Genomic DNA, 13,447 nt, shown 5'->3' with positions numbered 1-13,447 from the left:
GCTATCTAATCCAGTGGCAACGTCTTCTATATCGACAGACGTCGAAACAGAATGCCGAAGGGGAGACCGCCATGTCCCGTGTCCAGCTCGCCCTGCGCGTCGCCGACCTGGAGGGCTCGATCGCCTTCTACTCCAGGCTCTTCAACACCACACCGGCCAAGCTCCGCCCCGGCTACGCCAACTTCGCCATCGCCGAGCCGCCGCTCAAGCTCGTCCTGATCGAGGGCGGGGCGGACGAGCCCACCCGCCTCGACCACCTCGGCGTCGAGGTCGCGACCACCGAGGACGTCACCGCCGCCACGACCCGCCTGAAGGAGGCGGGGCTGGCCACCTTCGAGGAGAACGACACCTCCTGCTGCTACGCCCTCCAGGACAAGGTCTGGGTGACCGGCCCCGGCCGGGAGCCGTGGGAGGTGTACGTCGTCAAGGCCGACGCCGCCACCCTCGGCAAGAGCGCCGACAGCGCGCCGCGGGCCTGCTGCGACCCCGCGGACGGACAGTCCCCCGACGCCGCCCGGACCCCGGCAGCGGCCGAGGCCGCGGCCGGCTGCGCCTGCGGAGGCTGATCGGCCGTCGGCCCGCCGCGGGATGCCGGAAGCACGGCGGAGCGGAAGCAGAGGGGCGGAAGGCGTGCCACCGGCCGCCGATTGGCCCTCGACCCGGAGCCGTGGGCCGGGGAGGCTCAAGATCCGACACCGTGCGCGAGGGAGTTGTGATGCAGGTCGCCGTGGTCACTTTCGACGGGTTCAACGAGCTCGACAGCTTCATCGCCTCCGCGTTGATCAACCGGTGTCGCAAGGACGGCCTGGAGGCCTTCATCACGACGCCGACACCGGTGGTCACGTCCATGGGCGGCGTCGAGGTGACGGGACAGCGCCCGATGGAGTTCGTCACCGAAGCCGACGTCGTGCTGATCGGCAGCGGAGTGAAGACGCGGGACGTGGTCGCCGACGACCGCCTGATCTCCAGGCTGGTGCTGGATCCTTCGCGACAGCTGATCGGCGCGCAGTGTTCGGGCGCCCTGGTGCTGGCCCGGCTCGGGTTGCTGGACGGAATGCCGGCCTGCACGGACATGACGAGCCGGCCCTACGTCGAAGCCTCAGGCGTCACCGTGCTGGACGCGCCGTTCCACGCGGAGGGGAACATCGCCACGGCGGGCGGTTGCCTGGCGTCCCAGTACCTCGCCACCTGGGTGGTCGTCCGGACGCTCGGGGAGGACGCCGCGCGCGACGTCATCGACTACGTGGCTCCGGTCGGCGAGAAGCGGGAGACCGTCGAACGCTCCCTGCGCGCCGTCCACAGGGGCGAGAGCGCCCTGCGCTGACGCTCCGTGGGCCCCGCGGCCGGCGCCGTCGCGCGCTCGTCGGCCTCCGCTCACGGGGAGGTCGGTGGCGTCCAGCCCGGATCGCGCCCGCTCAGCCCCACTGCCCTGTCCAGCAGCGGAGCGTCCTGCGGTACGGGCACGACGGCTCCGAAGATGCCCCCGCCCCGGCTCTCGTCCTGCGCGGCGGCCAGCAGGAACTCGTGCGAGGCGCGCAACGCGGCCTGATCGGGTACGTACTCCTGGCCGGTGGCCTTGGCCAGGTCCCAACCGTGAATCACCAGTTCGTCGGCGGCCACCACGGCCGCGATGTCGCCGGGCAGGTCCACGCCGCCCGCGCGGGTCATGCCGGTCCAGGCGGCCGGATCCCTCCAGGCTTCCGCCAGTTCGTCGAGGACCCGGGGAAGGTCCGCGCGCCAGGACGCGGGCAGGGCGGGTGCGGCCGCACCGGGGGCCGTGTCCGTGGTGGGGCCCAGGTCCTTGCGGGCGGCGTCCCGGAACGCGACGGCGAGGCCCGCGAGGTGGCCCAGCAGGTCACCGACCGCGTACGCCGGGCAGGGCGTCCGGCCCCCGAGCCCGGTGTCCGGGACGCCCGCCACGAGACGGGCCACGATCCCGGCCTGCGGTCCGAGGTCGAGAGTCGTCGTATCGGTCATCTGCCGCTCCTCCGGGACGATGGGTCTGCAGGCTAGACCGGCGGAGAGGCCCGTACTCGGCACAACGCGGTCCGAAGATTCACCCGGGCGGACCGGGTCCGGCCGGTGCCCGTCCCCGTATATCGGATGTACGCCGCCCGGCGGCGCCGCCTACGCTCGGTGCGTGGACCCCGTCGGACTCGCCCGCGTCGTACTGCCCGTCACGGCCCTGCTGTACGGGATGCTCGGCCTGCGGACCCGTCAGGGACGCAGGTGGTGGCGGGTCGTCACGGGGCGGCGTCCCGCGCCGGTCGACCCCTACCACGCGGCCGTCGGCCGCTGGTCGCTCGGGGACGACGTCCAGGCCGCCGCGGCCGGACTGTTGCTCGACGGGCTGGCCACGGTGAACCACCGGGGCAACCTCGCCGTCACAGCGGCCGGCGCGGACCCGGGGGCCGACGCGGGCCACCCCCTCCCGGACGCGTTGCTCGCCGCCCTGCGCCGGCGCACGGCGCCCGTCGCCCTGGGCAACGTCGTGTCGCGTGACGCCGAATTCGCCACCGCTCGGGCGGAGTTCCACGCCGCTTGCCGCGACCGCCTCCGGTCCCGCCTTCCGGTGAGGCCCGGCGGGACCGACCGGCTGGCCGCGCCGGCCGTGTGGGCCGTGCTGGCAGTGATCGTGGTGACGGCCGTCGCCCTGATCCGGACCGACCCCCACGGGCCGGTGGAGGGTACGGCCGCCACCGCGACCTGGTTCGCGCTGGTCGCGCAGATCGTCGTCCTCGTGGGGTACGGCAGGCTCCGCGACGCCAACCGCAGGGAGGCCGACCCCGGCGCGGGGGCGGCCCCGAACGACGTGCATCCGGCGCTCACCGAGCTGGCGGCGCGCGACCCCGAGGCCGCGGCCTGGCTCCGGGTGAGCCGCCGGCGGACCCGCCGGGGCCGCAACCGCGGCCGCCCCCGCGGCGCCCGCCGCCCGGCTGCCGCCGCCCGGCCGGCGCCTCCCCGGTGAGCCCGAAGGCAATCGAGGCACCTTCCGCGCGCCGCGGACGTTGCGAAGGTTGTGATCGAACTCAAGCGTGCCATCGCCGTACTCGCAGTAGCCCTTGCCGGGGCAGCGGCCCTCACCTCACCCGCCACAGCCGCCGATCGTGCCCCGTACGAGCCCACCCGCGCGGGCTCCCGCCCCGGGGGAGGCCCGGCCGCGCCGGAGCGGGCGACCATCACGGAAGGGCAGGTCAAGGAGGTCGCCCCCGGGGGCGTGATCACGTATCCGAGCGTCACCAGCTGCCTCACCGTGACCGTACGTCTGGGGGACGGCGGTCTTGTCGGTGCTCATGCCGGCCTGTTCCAGGTACCCGGCGAACTGCGGTCCGACGAGGTCCTGGCCGCGCTCAAGGACCGCGTCGGCGCCCGCCGCGTGACCGCGGTCCAGGTCAAGGGGGCCGTCGGCGCGTGGCACCCGAGCTACTTCGTGAAGGCGATCGAGAGGTACGACGAAGGGGAGCGGGTGCCGGTCCCGTCGGGCCCGGACGCCGAGGGGCTCGCCCGGGAGGTCGCGCGGGTGCTCGGCACGTCCCGCACGCTCGTCACGGTCGAGGACATACCCGACGGGGATCAGATCGTCAGCTGACGTGCGCCGTGCGAGCGCCGCCGTGCGAGCTCCGTCGCGCCGGCCACCCGCGTCACGAGCGCCTCGTCCCCACCTCCCCGTCGAAGCCGAACGTCCGGTCGCGGTCTCCGTCGGCGGAGAGGAAGTCCCGGAACACCTGTGCGGAGTGCGGGTTCCGGGTGCACTGCCACACGCCGTGCGGGCAGTAGTCGGTGATGCTGTGGTAGAGCGGCTTGTGCTGCTCGATCCACTCCAGCATGCGCCCCATGTACTCGGGGTTGTCGCCGTTGCGGAACAGCCCCCACTCGGGGTAGGAGATCGGCTTCCCGTGCGCCTTCGCGAAGTCGACCTGCTTCTGGAGCCCGTAGGGCTGGGTCACCTGCTCGTCGAAGGAGTGGCCGGGAGGCTGGTCGTAGCTGTCCATGCCGATGATGTCCACCACGTCGTCGCCGGGGTAGCACCTGGTCCAGGCGATGGCGTCACCGCCGCGGTTGGGGGCGAAGTCGAAACGGAACCGCTGGCCCTCCACCGAGCGCATGGCAGCCGTGACGCGCCGCCAGTACCTCTTCCAGTTCTCGGGGTCGGGCCGGCAGCGGTGGGTGTAGTCGAAGCCGTTCATCTCCCAGCCCAGCACGATCACCGTGTCCGGCACCCCCAGGGCGACCAGACGTTTCGCCAGCCGCCGGAAGTGGTGGTCGTACTCACCGCGGGCGCCGGAGCGGATCAGCTCGGCGACCCGGGCGTCGGGGACGCGGCGCTCGTTGCGCTCGAACATGGGCACGTTCAACACGAACAGCCGGTCGGCCCTCTCCCGGCGCCACCGCGCCCAGCTGCGCAGGGAATCGGGAGCCCCCTCGATGTTCGCCCACGTGTCGCCGGGCAGGTAGGTGTGGCCCGCGCGAAGCTCGGTGCCCCCGAGCCAGTGCGAGAGCTCCTGCATCCTCTCGACGCCGGGCGTGCCGTAGTGGAGGTAGGCGCCCACCGCGACCCCGTTGCCGGAGCCGCCGTCGGAACCCGCGCGCGGCGGCGTGGTGAGTGCGACTCCGGTGACGAGCAGGCCGGCGGCGATCGCACTCGCACAGGCTCCCGCCAGCCGGCGGCCTCGACGGGACATGCTGCCTCCACACGCTTCGGGACCGGGTGTCTCTCGCACCGACATTAGGCATCCCATCCGACGAGCTGCCCGTCCGATGACCCGAAACTGGGCCATTCGCGCCGGCCCGCCGCCCCGCCCGGCCCGACCGGGTGAAACCCCCTCCCGGCGCGGAGGGCGACGGGCCCGGTGGGCGGCGCGTCCGCCGGCCGGGGCGGGGGTGGCCGTGCTCGACGTCAAGGGATTCTTGACAAGTCGGCGATGTCAAGGTTTCCTTGACGCATGTTGATCTTGAATTCGAAGGTCCGGCGCCGGGTCGCCTTTCCCGCCACCGCGTCCATGGCGGGCGTGCTGCCGCTCGCCGTCGTCCTCCCGGCCGTGGCGGTGATGTTCGGCGACCGGTTCGGCCCCTACGCCACCGTCGCCCTGATCGTCGCCGGCCTCGCGCTCATCGCCTGCACCGCCGGCCTGGCCGCGCGGGCGGCGGCACGTGACTCCGCCGACCGGGCGCGCCGCGACGAGGAAGTCCTCGACGCCCTCGAACCCCTTGCAGGGGTGCGCTGATGAGCGATGAACCGCTGCTCCATCCGACGGAGATCGACCGGATCCGGGAGGGGATCGCCGCGGCCGTGCTCGGCGCACCCGAAGGGCTGGCCGACTCTCTCGAACACGACGCCCACGGGTACCTGCGCCTGGTGGACGCCTCGCGCGTCGGTTGCGAGGAGTCGAGCCGGCTCCTGCGCGAGGCCGTTCAGGGTGCCAGGGCCGCCGGGCACAGCTGGGACACGGTGGGCCGCGTCCTGGGGGTGAGCCGCCAGGCCGCCCAGCAACGCTTCTCGGGCAAGGCCGGGGCAGCGGGTTCGTCGGCCCCGCCCGGCGGGGGACCGAACGCCCCCAAGCGCCGCACGCTCAGCGGGCTGACCGCGTTCGACGAGATGGCGGCCCTGGAGGAGGCCGGCCGCGACGGCTGGCACATGGTCGGTTACGGCCCCTTCTACCATGAGGTGGAGGCTTCCGCCCATCCCTGGGAGCACCGTCGGGTCGCGCTCCCTTCCGTCGCGCGACACCGGCGGATGGAGTCGGAAGGATGGATTCCGGTCGGCGCGGGATGGTTCCCGTGGCGGTACTACAAGCGGCCCGTCAACCCCGGCACCTGAGGACCGCGGCATTCTGGGTGCTGTGGGAAAGCGCCGCGCCGCCCGTGCCCGATGTGGTGATCCGGCGCGGGCGGCGCGGGCGGCGCGGGCGGCGCGAACCGGTGCGGCCGGCGGTGCCCCGCCCTACCCGAACAGACGGTCGCCGGCGGTGGCCATGCGATGGGTGCCGCCGTGGCGGTTCACCCAGTCACGGACGAGGCTGACGGCGTTGGCGCACTGCCAGCTGTCGTCGTACTCGCGTACTCCGGTGAAGGCCCCGTAGCCCGCGATGATGCCGTCCACGCGCCCGTCGCCCAGCAGTTTGTCGACGTACCAGGGGTCGTTGTAGGTGGTGGTCCAGGAGAGCGTGGCCGCGAGTCGGCCGGCGTCGCGGTCCCCGGCGCCCTTCTTCAGTTCCGCGCACGTGTTGTAGGACGCTTCCGTGCAGTTGCCGAACCCCTTGGTGATGTCGCTGTCGCCGTAGTCCATCACCCGGTGACCGGCCGGGAATCCGGAACCGGACCGGTTGAACGCGCCTTGGACCTGGTCGCGGGTGCCGGTCGAGGTGATGCCCTCCAGGCTGCCGAGCCTGCCTTCCAGGCTCTTCCAGCCCCGGCCGCCGACGTCCGGGGTGCCGCCGCCGTGGTACTCGTAGAACCCGTAGAGCACCTGGATCCCGGCAGCCGTCAGCCGCTGCGCCTTGTCGCGCAGTCCGGCGACGCTGCACCCGCGGTTCTCCTGCTCCCCGCAGTAGTTCGGGTCCTTGATGTCCAGCCAGACCAGCGACAGCCGGCGTCCCGCGTTCGCGTTCGAGACGATGCGGTCGACCATGCTGTCGAAGCTGGGGCCCAGCCGGTTGTCACCGGCCGAGGAACAGTCGTGATACGCCCGCCATTCGTTCGGGTTCCACCACGCGCACACGTCCATCTCGATGCCGTTGGCGCCGTGCTTCAGCGCGGCGTCCACACCGGCCAGCGTGTCCACGCGGTGGGCGATGGCGTAGACCGGGTGACGCTGATCGGCTGCCGCCGCCGGGGTCGCGCCGAGCACGGCGGTACCGACGATCCCGCAGAGGGCGGCGACCAGTGCCCGTAACACCCTTGGTCCGGCACCGCGCCCGAGGTCGTTGTTCAAGGACGTACTCCTTCGTGTCCGTCTGCCGCAGCGGACGATCGATCCGACCAGGCACATGGTGGCACGCGATAAATGCATGATGAATGAAGTTCGGTCGAAGGCCTCCCGGGGTGGTTGGTGCCGTCGTGCGGGGAGCGTCAATTTCGCTGATGTCCGATTCACCCTCAAGTGGGACGATCGCAAGAGGATTGACGGGGGTTTTCGGTCATGACGGCGCGGGCGGGAGAGGGCCGGGAGGCGGGTGTGGCGGGGGCGGTGTGCCCGAGCCGTCATGGATGACGGCGCGGCGGGAGCCGTTCCGGGGAGCGGATCCCGCAAACCCGCCGCGCGGGATTGGCCGGGCCCCTCCATTCGTCACTTTACGTGTTCAGCCGCATGCGATGCCCTTGCGGAGCATTCCGCTCCGCCACGGCACTCGGCAGTCGAGGCCGATCGGCGGTGCGCTTCGGCAGCGTCGAATCGAAGGGAAGAAACATGGCAACACCTCCCGCTCCGCTCCGGGTTGCCCTGGCCAACGGCAGCTTCGAGCAGCCCGTCGTGGCCGGTGTGGAGATCCTGCCGGACTCCTCACAGACGCAGGCGCCCAAGCGGGTCCCGGGCTGGCTCACCACCGCCTCCGATCACCGGATCGAACTGTGGCACTCGGGATTCCAGGGAGTTCCGGCGGCGGACGGCACCCAGTTCGCCGAACTCAACGCGAACGAGGTCTCCACGCTCTACCAGGACCTGCCGACGACCCCCGGCACCAAGCTGTACTGGCGGCTGTACCACCGCGGGCGCCAGGGGGACGACACCATGGCGCTGGACATCGGCGTACCCAGCGCCCCGGTGGAGCAGCGGCGCTTCACCGACGGCAACACCGCCTGGGGTTACTACACCGGCACCTATACCGTTCCGGCGGGCCAGACGCTGACGCGCTTCGCGTTCCGCTCCATCTCCGCCGCCGGCGGTAACCGCGGCATCGGCAACTTCCTGGACGGCATCTTCTTCGGCACCGCCCCGTACGTGGTGCTCGACAAGATCGCCGCCCCCACGGGACCACTGGAGGTGGGGGACGTCGTCACCTATCGCATCACCGCCAGGAACGAGGGCGGCGGCGCGGCGGAGAACCTCGCCCTGACCGACGCCATCCCGCCGGGGACGACGTATCTGCCCGGCTCCCTGCGGATCCTCGACGGCCCGAACGCCGGGGCGAAGAGCGATGCCCAGGGCGACGACCAGGCGCACTACGACAGCACGGCGAACAAGGTCGTCTTCCGCCTCGGCGACGGCGCCACCGCCGTGGACGGGGGCAGCCTGCCCAGTACCGAGACGGTGCCGGCGGGCACCACGGTGGAGTACCGGGTCACCATCGACCGGGCCGCCGGCGGAAAGCAGATCAGCAACACCGCGACCGCCTCGTACGAGAACCGGCTCGGCGACAGGCCGGAACCCCTGACGTCCACCTCCAACGAACAGGTCACGCAGGTCAAACCGGCCGCCGACCTGACCGTCACGAAAGCGGCCGACGCGACGACCGTCACGGTCGGCCAGACGGTGACCTACCGCGTCACCGTCCGCAACGCCGGTCCGAACGGAGCCACCGGCGTCACCGTCACCGACCGGCTCCCGGACGGCCTCGCCTTCCTGTCCGCCGACGGCCCCGGAACCTACGATCCGGCCACCGGGCTGTGGAGGCCGGGAGGCCTGGCCGAGGGTGCCACCGCCACCCTCGTGCTGCGGGCCAAGGCCACCGAGGCAGGCCTGATCGGCAACACCGCCACGGCCACCGCCAACGAGAAGGACCCCGACACCACCGACAACACCGACACCGTCAGCGTCTGCGTCGAACCTGCCCCCTCCTGCTGCGACCCCTGCGCCGGCCGGCGGTAGCGCTGTCAGGCGGTCACGCCGGCGCCCGTGAGGAAGTCCACCAGGAGGGCGGTGACTTCCTCGGGGCGCTCCAGGGAGGGGAGGTGGCCGGCCCAGTCGAGTTCCAGGTGGCGCGCGTTCGGGAGGAGCCGGGACAGGTCTACGGCGATCTCGCGGTGGTCGGCGAAGTCATGGGCGCCGGCGACGGCGAGGGTGGGGGCGGCGATCCCGGAGAGGTCGAACTCGGGGGCCGCCTGCCGGGTCTCCTGCGCCGCGTCCGCCGCGTCCGCCGCGTCCGCCTTGTGCGCCGCGTCGGCCTCGGGCCGGGCCGGGCCGGCGGCTTCGGCGGCGGCCGCGGCGGCGGCTTCGGCGGCCGACTGGACCCCGAAGGCGTGCCGCTGCATCTCGGCGACCGCCGCGCGGGTCTCTGGGGTGGCGTCGGGGCCGAGCCAGGTGTCGACGTTCAGGGCCACCGCGCCGTCGAGGTCGTCCGCGGCCAGCAGGGCGTCCTCCCGGGCGCCCCAGGCGCGGAGTTCGGCACTCGGCGCCCGGCCGGGGAGGCCGGAGGCGAGCAGGGCCAGGGCGGTGACCCGCTCGGGGTGGCGCGCGGCGGCGGCCAGGGCCAGCTTGCCTCCGTACGAAGCGCCGATCAGGGCGGCCCGCTCGATGCCGAGCGAGTCCAGCAACTCCCACACGTCCGCGACGGGGTCGTGGTCGCCCGCCCCGGCCGGGGTCTCGCCGAAACCGCGCAGGTCGGCGCGGACCACCCGGTATCCGACGGCCCGCAGGGCCTCCCACTGCGGGTCCCACATGCGGCGGTCGCAGACGCCGGAGTGGAGGAGGACGAGAGCAGGGCCCGAACCGGCCGCGTCATGAGAAAGGATCACGCCCCCGATCATGTCCGGCCGGAGGCCTTCCGCCAACCGGGAATCCGATGCGCCCCGACCCGCAGCCACCTGCCCGCCTCCGACTGAGGCGCACCACGATGTTCCTGCCCGCCAGGGCCTCCGAGGGCCTCCGGGGGACATATGACGCGCCCATTCCTATAATGAGAGGAAAGCCTCGCGCTGGCCTGCCGATGCATCGCGCCGCGGAGGGTCCCATGGCCGGTTTCACGGTGCACCTCGACGAGAACGCGGGGCCCGCGTCCACGCATGCGCTCGTCATCGGGATCGGGGCGTACACGCACCTGGAAGGCGGGGCCTCGCCGACGACCCATCCGGGCGCCACGGGCATGCGGCAGTTGACCTCGCCGCCCCTCTCGGCGCGCCGGTTCGCCACCTGGATGATCGACAGGTACCACGACGGGGGCAGGCCGCTCGGCAGCCTGGCACTCCTGCTCGGCGAGGAGGTACCCGGCCCCTTCGTCCATCCGCGGACCCGTGCGGAGCACGCCGTCGAAGCCGCGACCATCGACAACATCGTGGCCGCCGTCCTGGAGTGGAAGGACCGCGGCGATCACGACCAGGCCCGCCTGGTCTTCTACTTCTGTGGCCACGGCGTCTCGCTGGGGTTCGACACCTCCCTCCTGGCCGAGGACATGTTCGCCGACCTCAACAGTCCGATGAACGGCGCCCTGCACTTCGAAGGACTGAAGAGGGGGCTCAACAGCTGCCGGGCCGGCCAGCAGGTCTTCTTCGTGGACGCCTGCCGGGCCGGTTCCGACGCGCTCGGCAGGACCGTGGGCGGAGCCTCGCTCGGGCGGGTCCCGATCGACGGCAACGAGATGTTCCGGCCCGAAGGGTTCGTGCCGCGCGAGCACGCCGTCATCTACGCGACCCTGCACGGCGAGGAGACCTTCGGGCGGGCCGGCGAGGCCAGCCTGTTCACCTCCGCCCTGCTGCAGAGCGTGGAGGGCGCCGCGAGCGAGAACACCGAAGGCCGCGTGTGGCGGGTGACCACGGGCACCCTGACGCACGCGATCGGCCACTTCATGAGGGAGCCCGCGTTCGCCGGTACCCTCGTGAACGCGGCCGTACCCGTCAACTCCGAGTCGTTCGACTTCGTCTTCCACGAGCTGCCGGGCGACCCGATCGTCCCGGTGTACATCGGCTGCGTCCCGGAGACGGACAACGCGCTCGCCGACTTCGCCTGCCGGCACCCGGGGCAGGACGACCGGCGGCGCCCGCCCCCCGCCGCCGGGGACGAACCCGACCTCACCGAGTGGTCCCTGCTCCTGCCCTTCGGGCAGTACGAGGTCGAGGCCGTCCTCGGCCCCGGAGACGTACGCAGGGACGAACTCGACGCCCGCCCGCCCCTGTTCCACCTCCGATTGGCCCGGCCGTGAGTGCCGTACTCGCCATCAGGCTGCTCCTGCCGCCCGGCGGGGAGCCCGACGACGCCGTGATCGTCGGGGACATCCGCTCGGCCGACCTCACGGGCTCGTCCCGGCACGACGTCCTCATCCCCTGCGGCAGTTCACCGAGCCCCACGCCCTACCCGGTGGCACCGGGACGCTACGTCGTGTCGGCGTCCCTGCCCTCCGGGCTGGTGCTCACGCAGAGCGCCGTGGCGGTGGAGGGCCAGGAGACCCCGGTGGACTTCGCCATGACGGACTCGCCCTACGAGACGCACGCCTGGCAGTACCTCATGGGCAACATCGAGCCGGGCGGGGTCTACCACGGCACGGCCCGGAGCCCGCTCGCGGAGTCGGTCGCCTCGCGCTCCATGGTCGCCACCGCCTCCCGCCCGGACGGCGCCGTACCCGGGGGAGCCGTCGACCTGACCGCCCTCGCCACCTGGATCGGCGACTCCGCGCCCGCACGCTGGTCCTTCGCGTCGATCCTGGACCTGGCACAGGCCCCGTCGGGCACCTCGGTCGCCGGATCGATCGGCTCGGGCGGACCCCGCGTCCAGCCGGCGCCCTTCGACGCCGGAGGAGCCGTCACGCCGCTGTACCGGTTCGGTCCGAACGGCCCCGTCGGGGCTCCCGGCGGGCCGGTAGGCGAGCGGCAGTTCCTCGTCGTGGAGGCCGCCGGGTCCGTACGGCTGGTCACCCTTCCCCTGCCGTGGGGCGATGCCGAGGCCGAGGTGCTGGTCAACCTCCGGCAGAGCCCGACCGGCAGCGCCGTCTCCGTGTCCGTCCGCGACGCCGACGTAGGCGCGGGGCTCGCGTACCTGGCCCAGGGGGCCCTGGACACCGCGGCCCGGCTCTTCACCGACGTCGAGGCGATGCTCTACTCCAAGCCCGACAACCCCCTCGCGGCGGCGGCCGGGTGCTACGTCCTCATCGGCACCGACCACACGCCGGGCGAGACGCGCTGGGACCCCTGGCTGGAGCGGCTGGCCGACGGGTTCCCGTGGCTCGGCGACGGGGCGATCCTGCGGGCGGTACGCCTGCTGCGCCGGTCCTCCGGGGACCGGCGGGACGTGCGGCGGGGCCGGGACGGGCTGATCGAGGCCTTCGACCGCGGCATCCCCTTCTACACGCTCGGGCTCTCCTGGCTCGCCGACGGGCTCGCGGCCTTCCCCGAGGACCCCGAGTGCGCACGCCGCCTCGACGAGGCGCGCCGGCTCTCCTGGCTGGTCGATACGCGCGAGCCGTTCCTGATCCTCGACCTGCGGCAAAGGAGGACGTGATGATCCGGCTCAGCATGCTGCCCGCGGAGGACGGCGACTGCCTGCTCCTCGAATACGGCAACGCCGACTTCGCCCGGCGGGTCCTCGTCGACGGCGGACGCCACGACACCTACAAGCGGATCAAGCCCCTCCTCGCCGATCTGGACCGAACGATCGACGTGCTCGTGGTGACCCATGTCGACCAGGACCACATCCTCGGCGTGCTGTCGCTGCTCGAAGACGCGCAGGAGCCGGTGGCGCTCGGGGACGTGTGGTTCAACGGCTTCGACCACCTCCACGACCGCGACGTCTTCGGCGCGGTGGAAGGAGAGATGCTCACGACCACGCTCATGACCCGGCACCTGCCGTGGAACAAGGCGTTCCAGGGGCGCAGCATCGAGGTGGGCCATCCGCTGACCTGGTTCGACGACGGCTCCACGATGGAGGTGCTGGCGCCGGACCGCGGTCTGCTGGAGGCGCTGATCCCGATGTGGGAGACGAAGTGCGCGCAGGCCGGCCTGATCCCGGGAGTCGATCCCCAGGAGAGGCACCCGGTGCCCGGCATCGAACACTTCGGCGCGGTCGACGTCGCCGCACTGGCCGCCGCGCCGTTCGAACGCGACGGCTCCGCGACGAACCGCACCAGCATCGGTCTGCTCTTCTCGTTCGAGGGCACCCGGATCGTCCTCACCGGCGACGCGGACGACCGGCGCCTGGCGGCCTCGCTCCGCCCGCGCGCCGAGGCCGAGGGCGGGCGCCTGCGGATCGACGCCCTGAAGGTCGCCCACCACGGCAGCGCCCACAACATCTCGAACGATCTCCTCGGCCTCCTCGACTGCGGCCGCTATCTGATCTCCACGAACGGAAAGATCCACGGACACCCGGACGACATCGCCGTCGCCCGCATCCTCCAGCACGGCGGGGAGGCGAAGGACCTCGTCTTCAACTACCGCGAACGGGCCGCGAACTGGGACCTGGCCGCCCTCAAGGACGAGTTCGGGTACCGGGTGGTCGAACCCGCCGCGGCGGACGAGGACGGCTTCGTCACCGTGGAGTTCTGACCGGCGCGGGTGCGCGGGCCTTCGAAGGCGCGGGCCAAGGGAGGTC

The 13,447-nt window shown here is 72.5% G+C and carries 14 protein-coding genes; 10 read left to right on the top strand and 4 right to left on the bottom strand.

Going from position 1 to position 13,447, the window contains the following annotated elements:
* Window positions 1–71 precede the first annotated feature (71 nt).
* Window positions 72–566, top strand: a complete 495-nt coding sequence (locus ACZ5D2_RS16370) for an ArsI/CadI family heavy metal resistance metalloenzyme (protein ID WP_468929827.1) — start codon at window positions 72–74, stop codon at window positions 564–566.
* Window positions 567–715: 149 nt separating this feature from the next.
* A complete protein-coding gene (locus ACZ5D2_RS16365; RefSeq protein ID WP_468929891.1) occupies window positions 716–1,324 on the top strand; it encodes a DJ-1/PfpI family protein in 609 nt (202 codons plus the stop codon).
* A 50-nt stretch (window positions 1,325–1,374) separates the two neighbouring features.
* Here the strand turns inward: ACZ5D2_RS16365 and ACZ5D2_RS16360 are convergent, their stop codons facing one another.
* Entirely contained in the window at window positions 1,375–1,977 is a 603-nt protein-coding gene (locus ACZ5D2_RS16360; RefSeq protein ID WP_468929824.1) for a TIGR03086 family metal-binding protein, read from the bottom strand.
* A 163-nt stretch (window positions 1,978–2,140) separates the two neighbouring features.
* Here ACZ5D2_RS16360 and ACZ5D2_RS16355 point away from each other — a divergent pair, with 163 nt between their 5' ends.
* Together ACZ5D2_RS16355 and ACZ5D2_RS16350 are read left to right on the top strand one after the other, a co-directional pair.
* Entirely contained in the window at window positions 2,141–2,968 is an 828-nt protein-coding gene (locus ACZ5D2_RS16355) for a hypothetical protein (protein WP_331738145.1), read from the top strand.
* Between the two features lie 51 nt (window positions 2,969–3,019).
* Window positions 3,020–3,589, top strand: a complete 570-nt coding sequence (locus ACZ5D2_RS16350; RefSeq protein ID WP_468929821.1) for a hypothetical protein — start codon at window positions 3,020–3,022, stop codon at window positions 3,587–3,589.
* A 52-nt stretch (window positions 3,590–3,641) separates the two neighbouring features.
* Here ACZ5D2_RS16350 and ACZ5D2_RS16345 read toward each other — a convergent pair whose 3' ends face one another.
* On the bottom strand, window positions 3,642–4,682 hold the full coding sequence (locus tag ACZ5D2_RS16345; protein WP_331738150.1) for a glycoside hydrolase family 26 protein: 1,041 nt from the start codon (window positions 4,680–4,682) through the stop codon (window positions 3,642–3,644).
* A gap of 261 nt (window positions 4,683–4,943) precedes the next feature.
* On the opposite strand from ACZ5D2_RS16345, the gene ACZ5D2_RS16340 reads away from it, so the two are divergent.
* Both ACZ5D2_RS16340 and ACZ5D2_RS16335 read left to right on the top strand, forming a co-directional pair.
* Window positions 4,944–5,225, top strand: a complete 282-nt coding sequence (locus tag ACZ5D2_RS16340) for a hypothetical protein (RefSeq protein WP_331738153.1) — start codon at window positions 4,944–4,946, stop codon at window positions 5,223–5,225.
* Window positions 5,225–5,818: a hypothetical protein gene (locus tag ACZ5D2_RS16335; protein WP_331738155.1), complete on the top strand. Its 594-nt coding sequence runs from the start codon at window positions 5,225–5,227 to the stop codon at window positions 5,816–5,818. The genes ACZ5D2_RS16340 and ACZ5D2_RS16335 overlap by 1 nt, the downstream gene beginning before the upstream one ends.
* Window positions 5,819–5,941: 123 nt before the next feature.
* Here the strand turns inward: ACZ5D2_RS16335 and ACZ5D2_RS16330 are convergent, their stop codons facing one another.
* A complete protein-coding gene (locus ACZ5D2_RS16330) occupies window positions 5,942–6,931 on the bottom strand; it encodes a glycerophosphodiester phosphodiesterase family protein (protein ID WP_468929816.1) in 990 nt (329 codons plus the stop codon).
* 474 nt (window positions 6,932–7,405) lie between these two features.
* On the opposite strand from ACZ5D2_RS16330, the gene ACZ5D2_RS16325 reads away from it, so the two are divergent.
* Window positions 7,406–8,803, top strand: a complete 1,398-nt coding sequence (locus tag ACZ5D2_RS16325; RefSeq protein ID WP_468929814.1) for an isopeptide-forming domain-containing fimbrial protein — start codon at window positions 7,406–7,408, stop codon at window positions 8,801–8,803.
* 5 nt (window positions 8,804–8,808) lie between these two features.
* Here the strand turns inward: ACZ5D2_RS16325 and ACZ5D2_RS16320 are convergent, their stop codons facing one another.
* The gene (locus ACZ5D2_RS16320) at window positions 8,809–9,669 is read right to left on the bottom strand and encodes an alpha/beta fold hydrolase (RefSeq protein ID WP_468929811.1); all 861 of its coding nucleotides are present in this window, start codon (window positions 9,667–9,669) and stop codon (window positions 8,809–8,811) included.
* A 215-nt stretch (window positions 9,670–9,884) separates the two neighbouring features.
* Between ACZ5D2_RS16320 and ACZ5D2_RS16315 the strand changes: the two genes are divergently transcribed.
* Genes ACZ5D2_RS16315 through ACZ5D2_RS16305 form a run of 3 tightly spaced genes read left to right on the top strand, consistent with a single transcriptional unit; the run spans window position 9,885 to window position 13,401 of the window.
* Window positions 9,885–11,069 carry a caspase family protein gene (locus tag ACZ5D2_RS16315; protein WP_331738164.1) on the top strand — a complete coding sequence of 395 codons (1,185 nt, stop codon included), beginning with the start codon at window positions 9,885–9,887 and terminating at the stop codon, window positions 11,067–11,069.
* Window positions 11,066–12,361: a hypothetical protein gene (locus ACZ5D2_RS16310; protein ID WP_331738167.1), complete on the top strand. Its 1,296-nt coding sequence runs from the start codon at window positions 11,066–11,068 to the stop codon at window positions 12,359–12,361. Before ACZ5D2_RS16315 ends, ACZ5D2_RS16310 begins: the two co-directional genes overlap by 4 nt.
* On the top strand, window positions 12,361–13,401 hold the full coding sequence (locus ACZ5D2_RS16305; RefSeq protein ID WP_468929807.1) for a ComEC/Rec2 family competence protein: 1,041 nt from the start codon (window positions 12,361–12,363) through the stop codon (window positions 13,399–13,401). Before ACZ5D2_RS16310 ends, ACZ5D2_RS16305 begins: the two co-directional genes overlap by 1 nt.
* Window positions 13,402–13,447 lie beyond the last annotated feature (46 nt).

This window comes from Streptomyces sp. NPDC031479 (assembly GCF_055581065.1).
Note: the sequence above shows the minus strand (reverse complement) of the source record. Positions and strands in the feature narration are given on the sequence as shown.

What these genes read in the sequence shown, in the direction of transcription:
- ACZ5D2_RS16360 (WP_468929824.1), bottom strand. Translation starts at nt 1,977, where the DNA reads ATGACCGATACGACGACTCTCGACCTCGGACCGCAGGCCGGGATCGTG.
- ACZ5D2_RS16335 (WP_331738155.1), top strand. Translation starts at nt 5,225, where the DNA reads ATGAGCGATGAACCGCTGCTCCATCCGACGGAGATCGACCGGATCCGG.
- ACZ5D2_RS16325 (WP_468929814.1), top strand. Translation starts at nt 7,406, where the DNA reads ATGGCAACACCTCCCGCTCCGCTCCGGGTTGCCCTGGCCAACGGCAGC.
- ACZ5D2_RS16370 (WP_468929827.1), top strand. Translation starts at nt 72, where the DNA reads ATGTCCCGTGTCCAGCTCGCCCTGCGCGTCGCCGACCTGGAGGGCTCG.
- ACZ5D2_RS16365 (WP_468929891.1), top strand. Translation starts at nt 716, where the DNA reads ATGCAGGTCGCCGTGGTCACTTTCGACGGGTTCAACGAGCTCGACAGC.
- ACZ5D2_RS16340 (WP_331738153.1), top strand. Translation starts at nt 4,944, where the DNA reads ATGTTGATCTTGAATTCGAAGGTCCGGCGCCGGGTCGCCTTTCCCGCC.
- ACZ5D2_RS16305 (WP_468929807.1), top strand. Translation starts at nt 12,361, where the DNA reads ATGATCCGGCTCAGCATGCTGCCCGCGGAGGACGGCGACTGCCTGCTC.
- ACZ5D2_RS16345 (WP_331738150.1), bottom strand. Translation starts at nt 4,682, where the DNA reads ATGTCCCGTCGAGGCCGCCGGCTGGCGGGAGCCTGTGCGAGTGCGATC.
- ACZ5D2_RS16315 (WP_331738164.1), top strand. Translation starts at nt 9,885, where the DNA reads ATGGCCGGTTTCACGGTGCACCTCGACGAGAACGCGGGGCCCGCGTCC.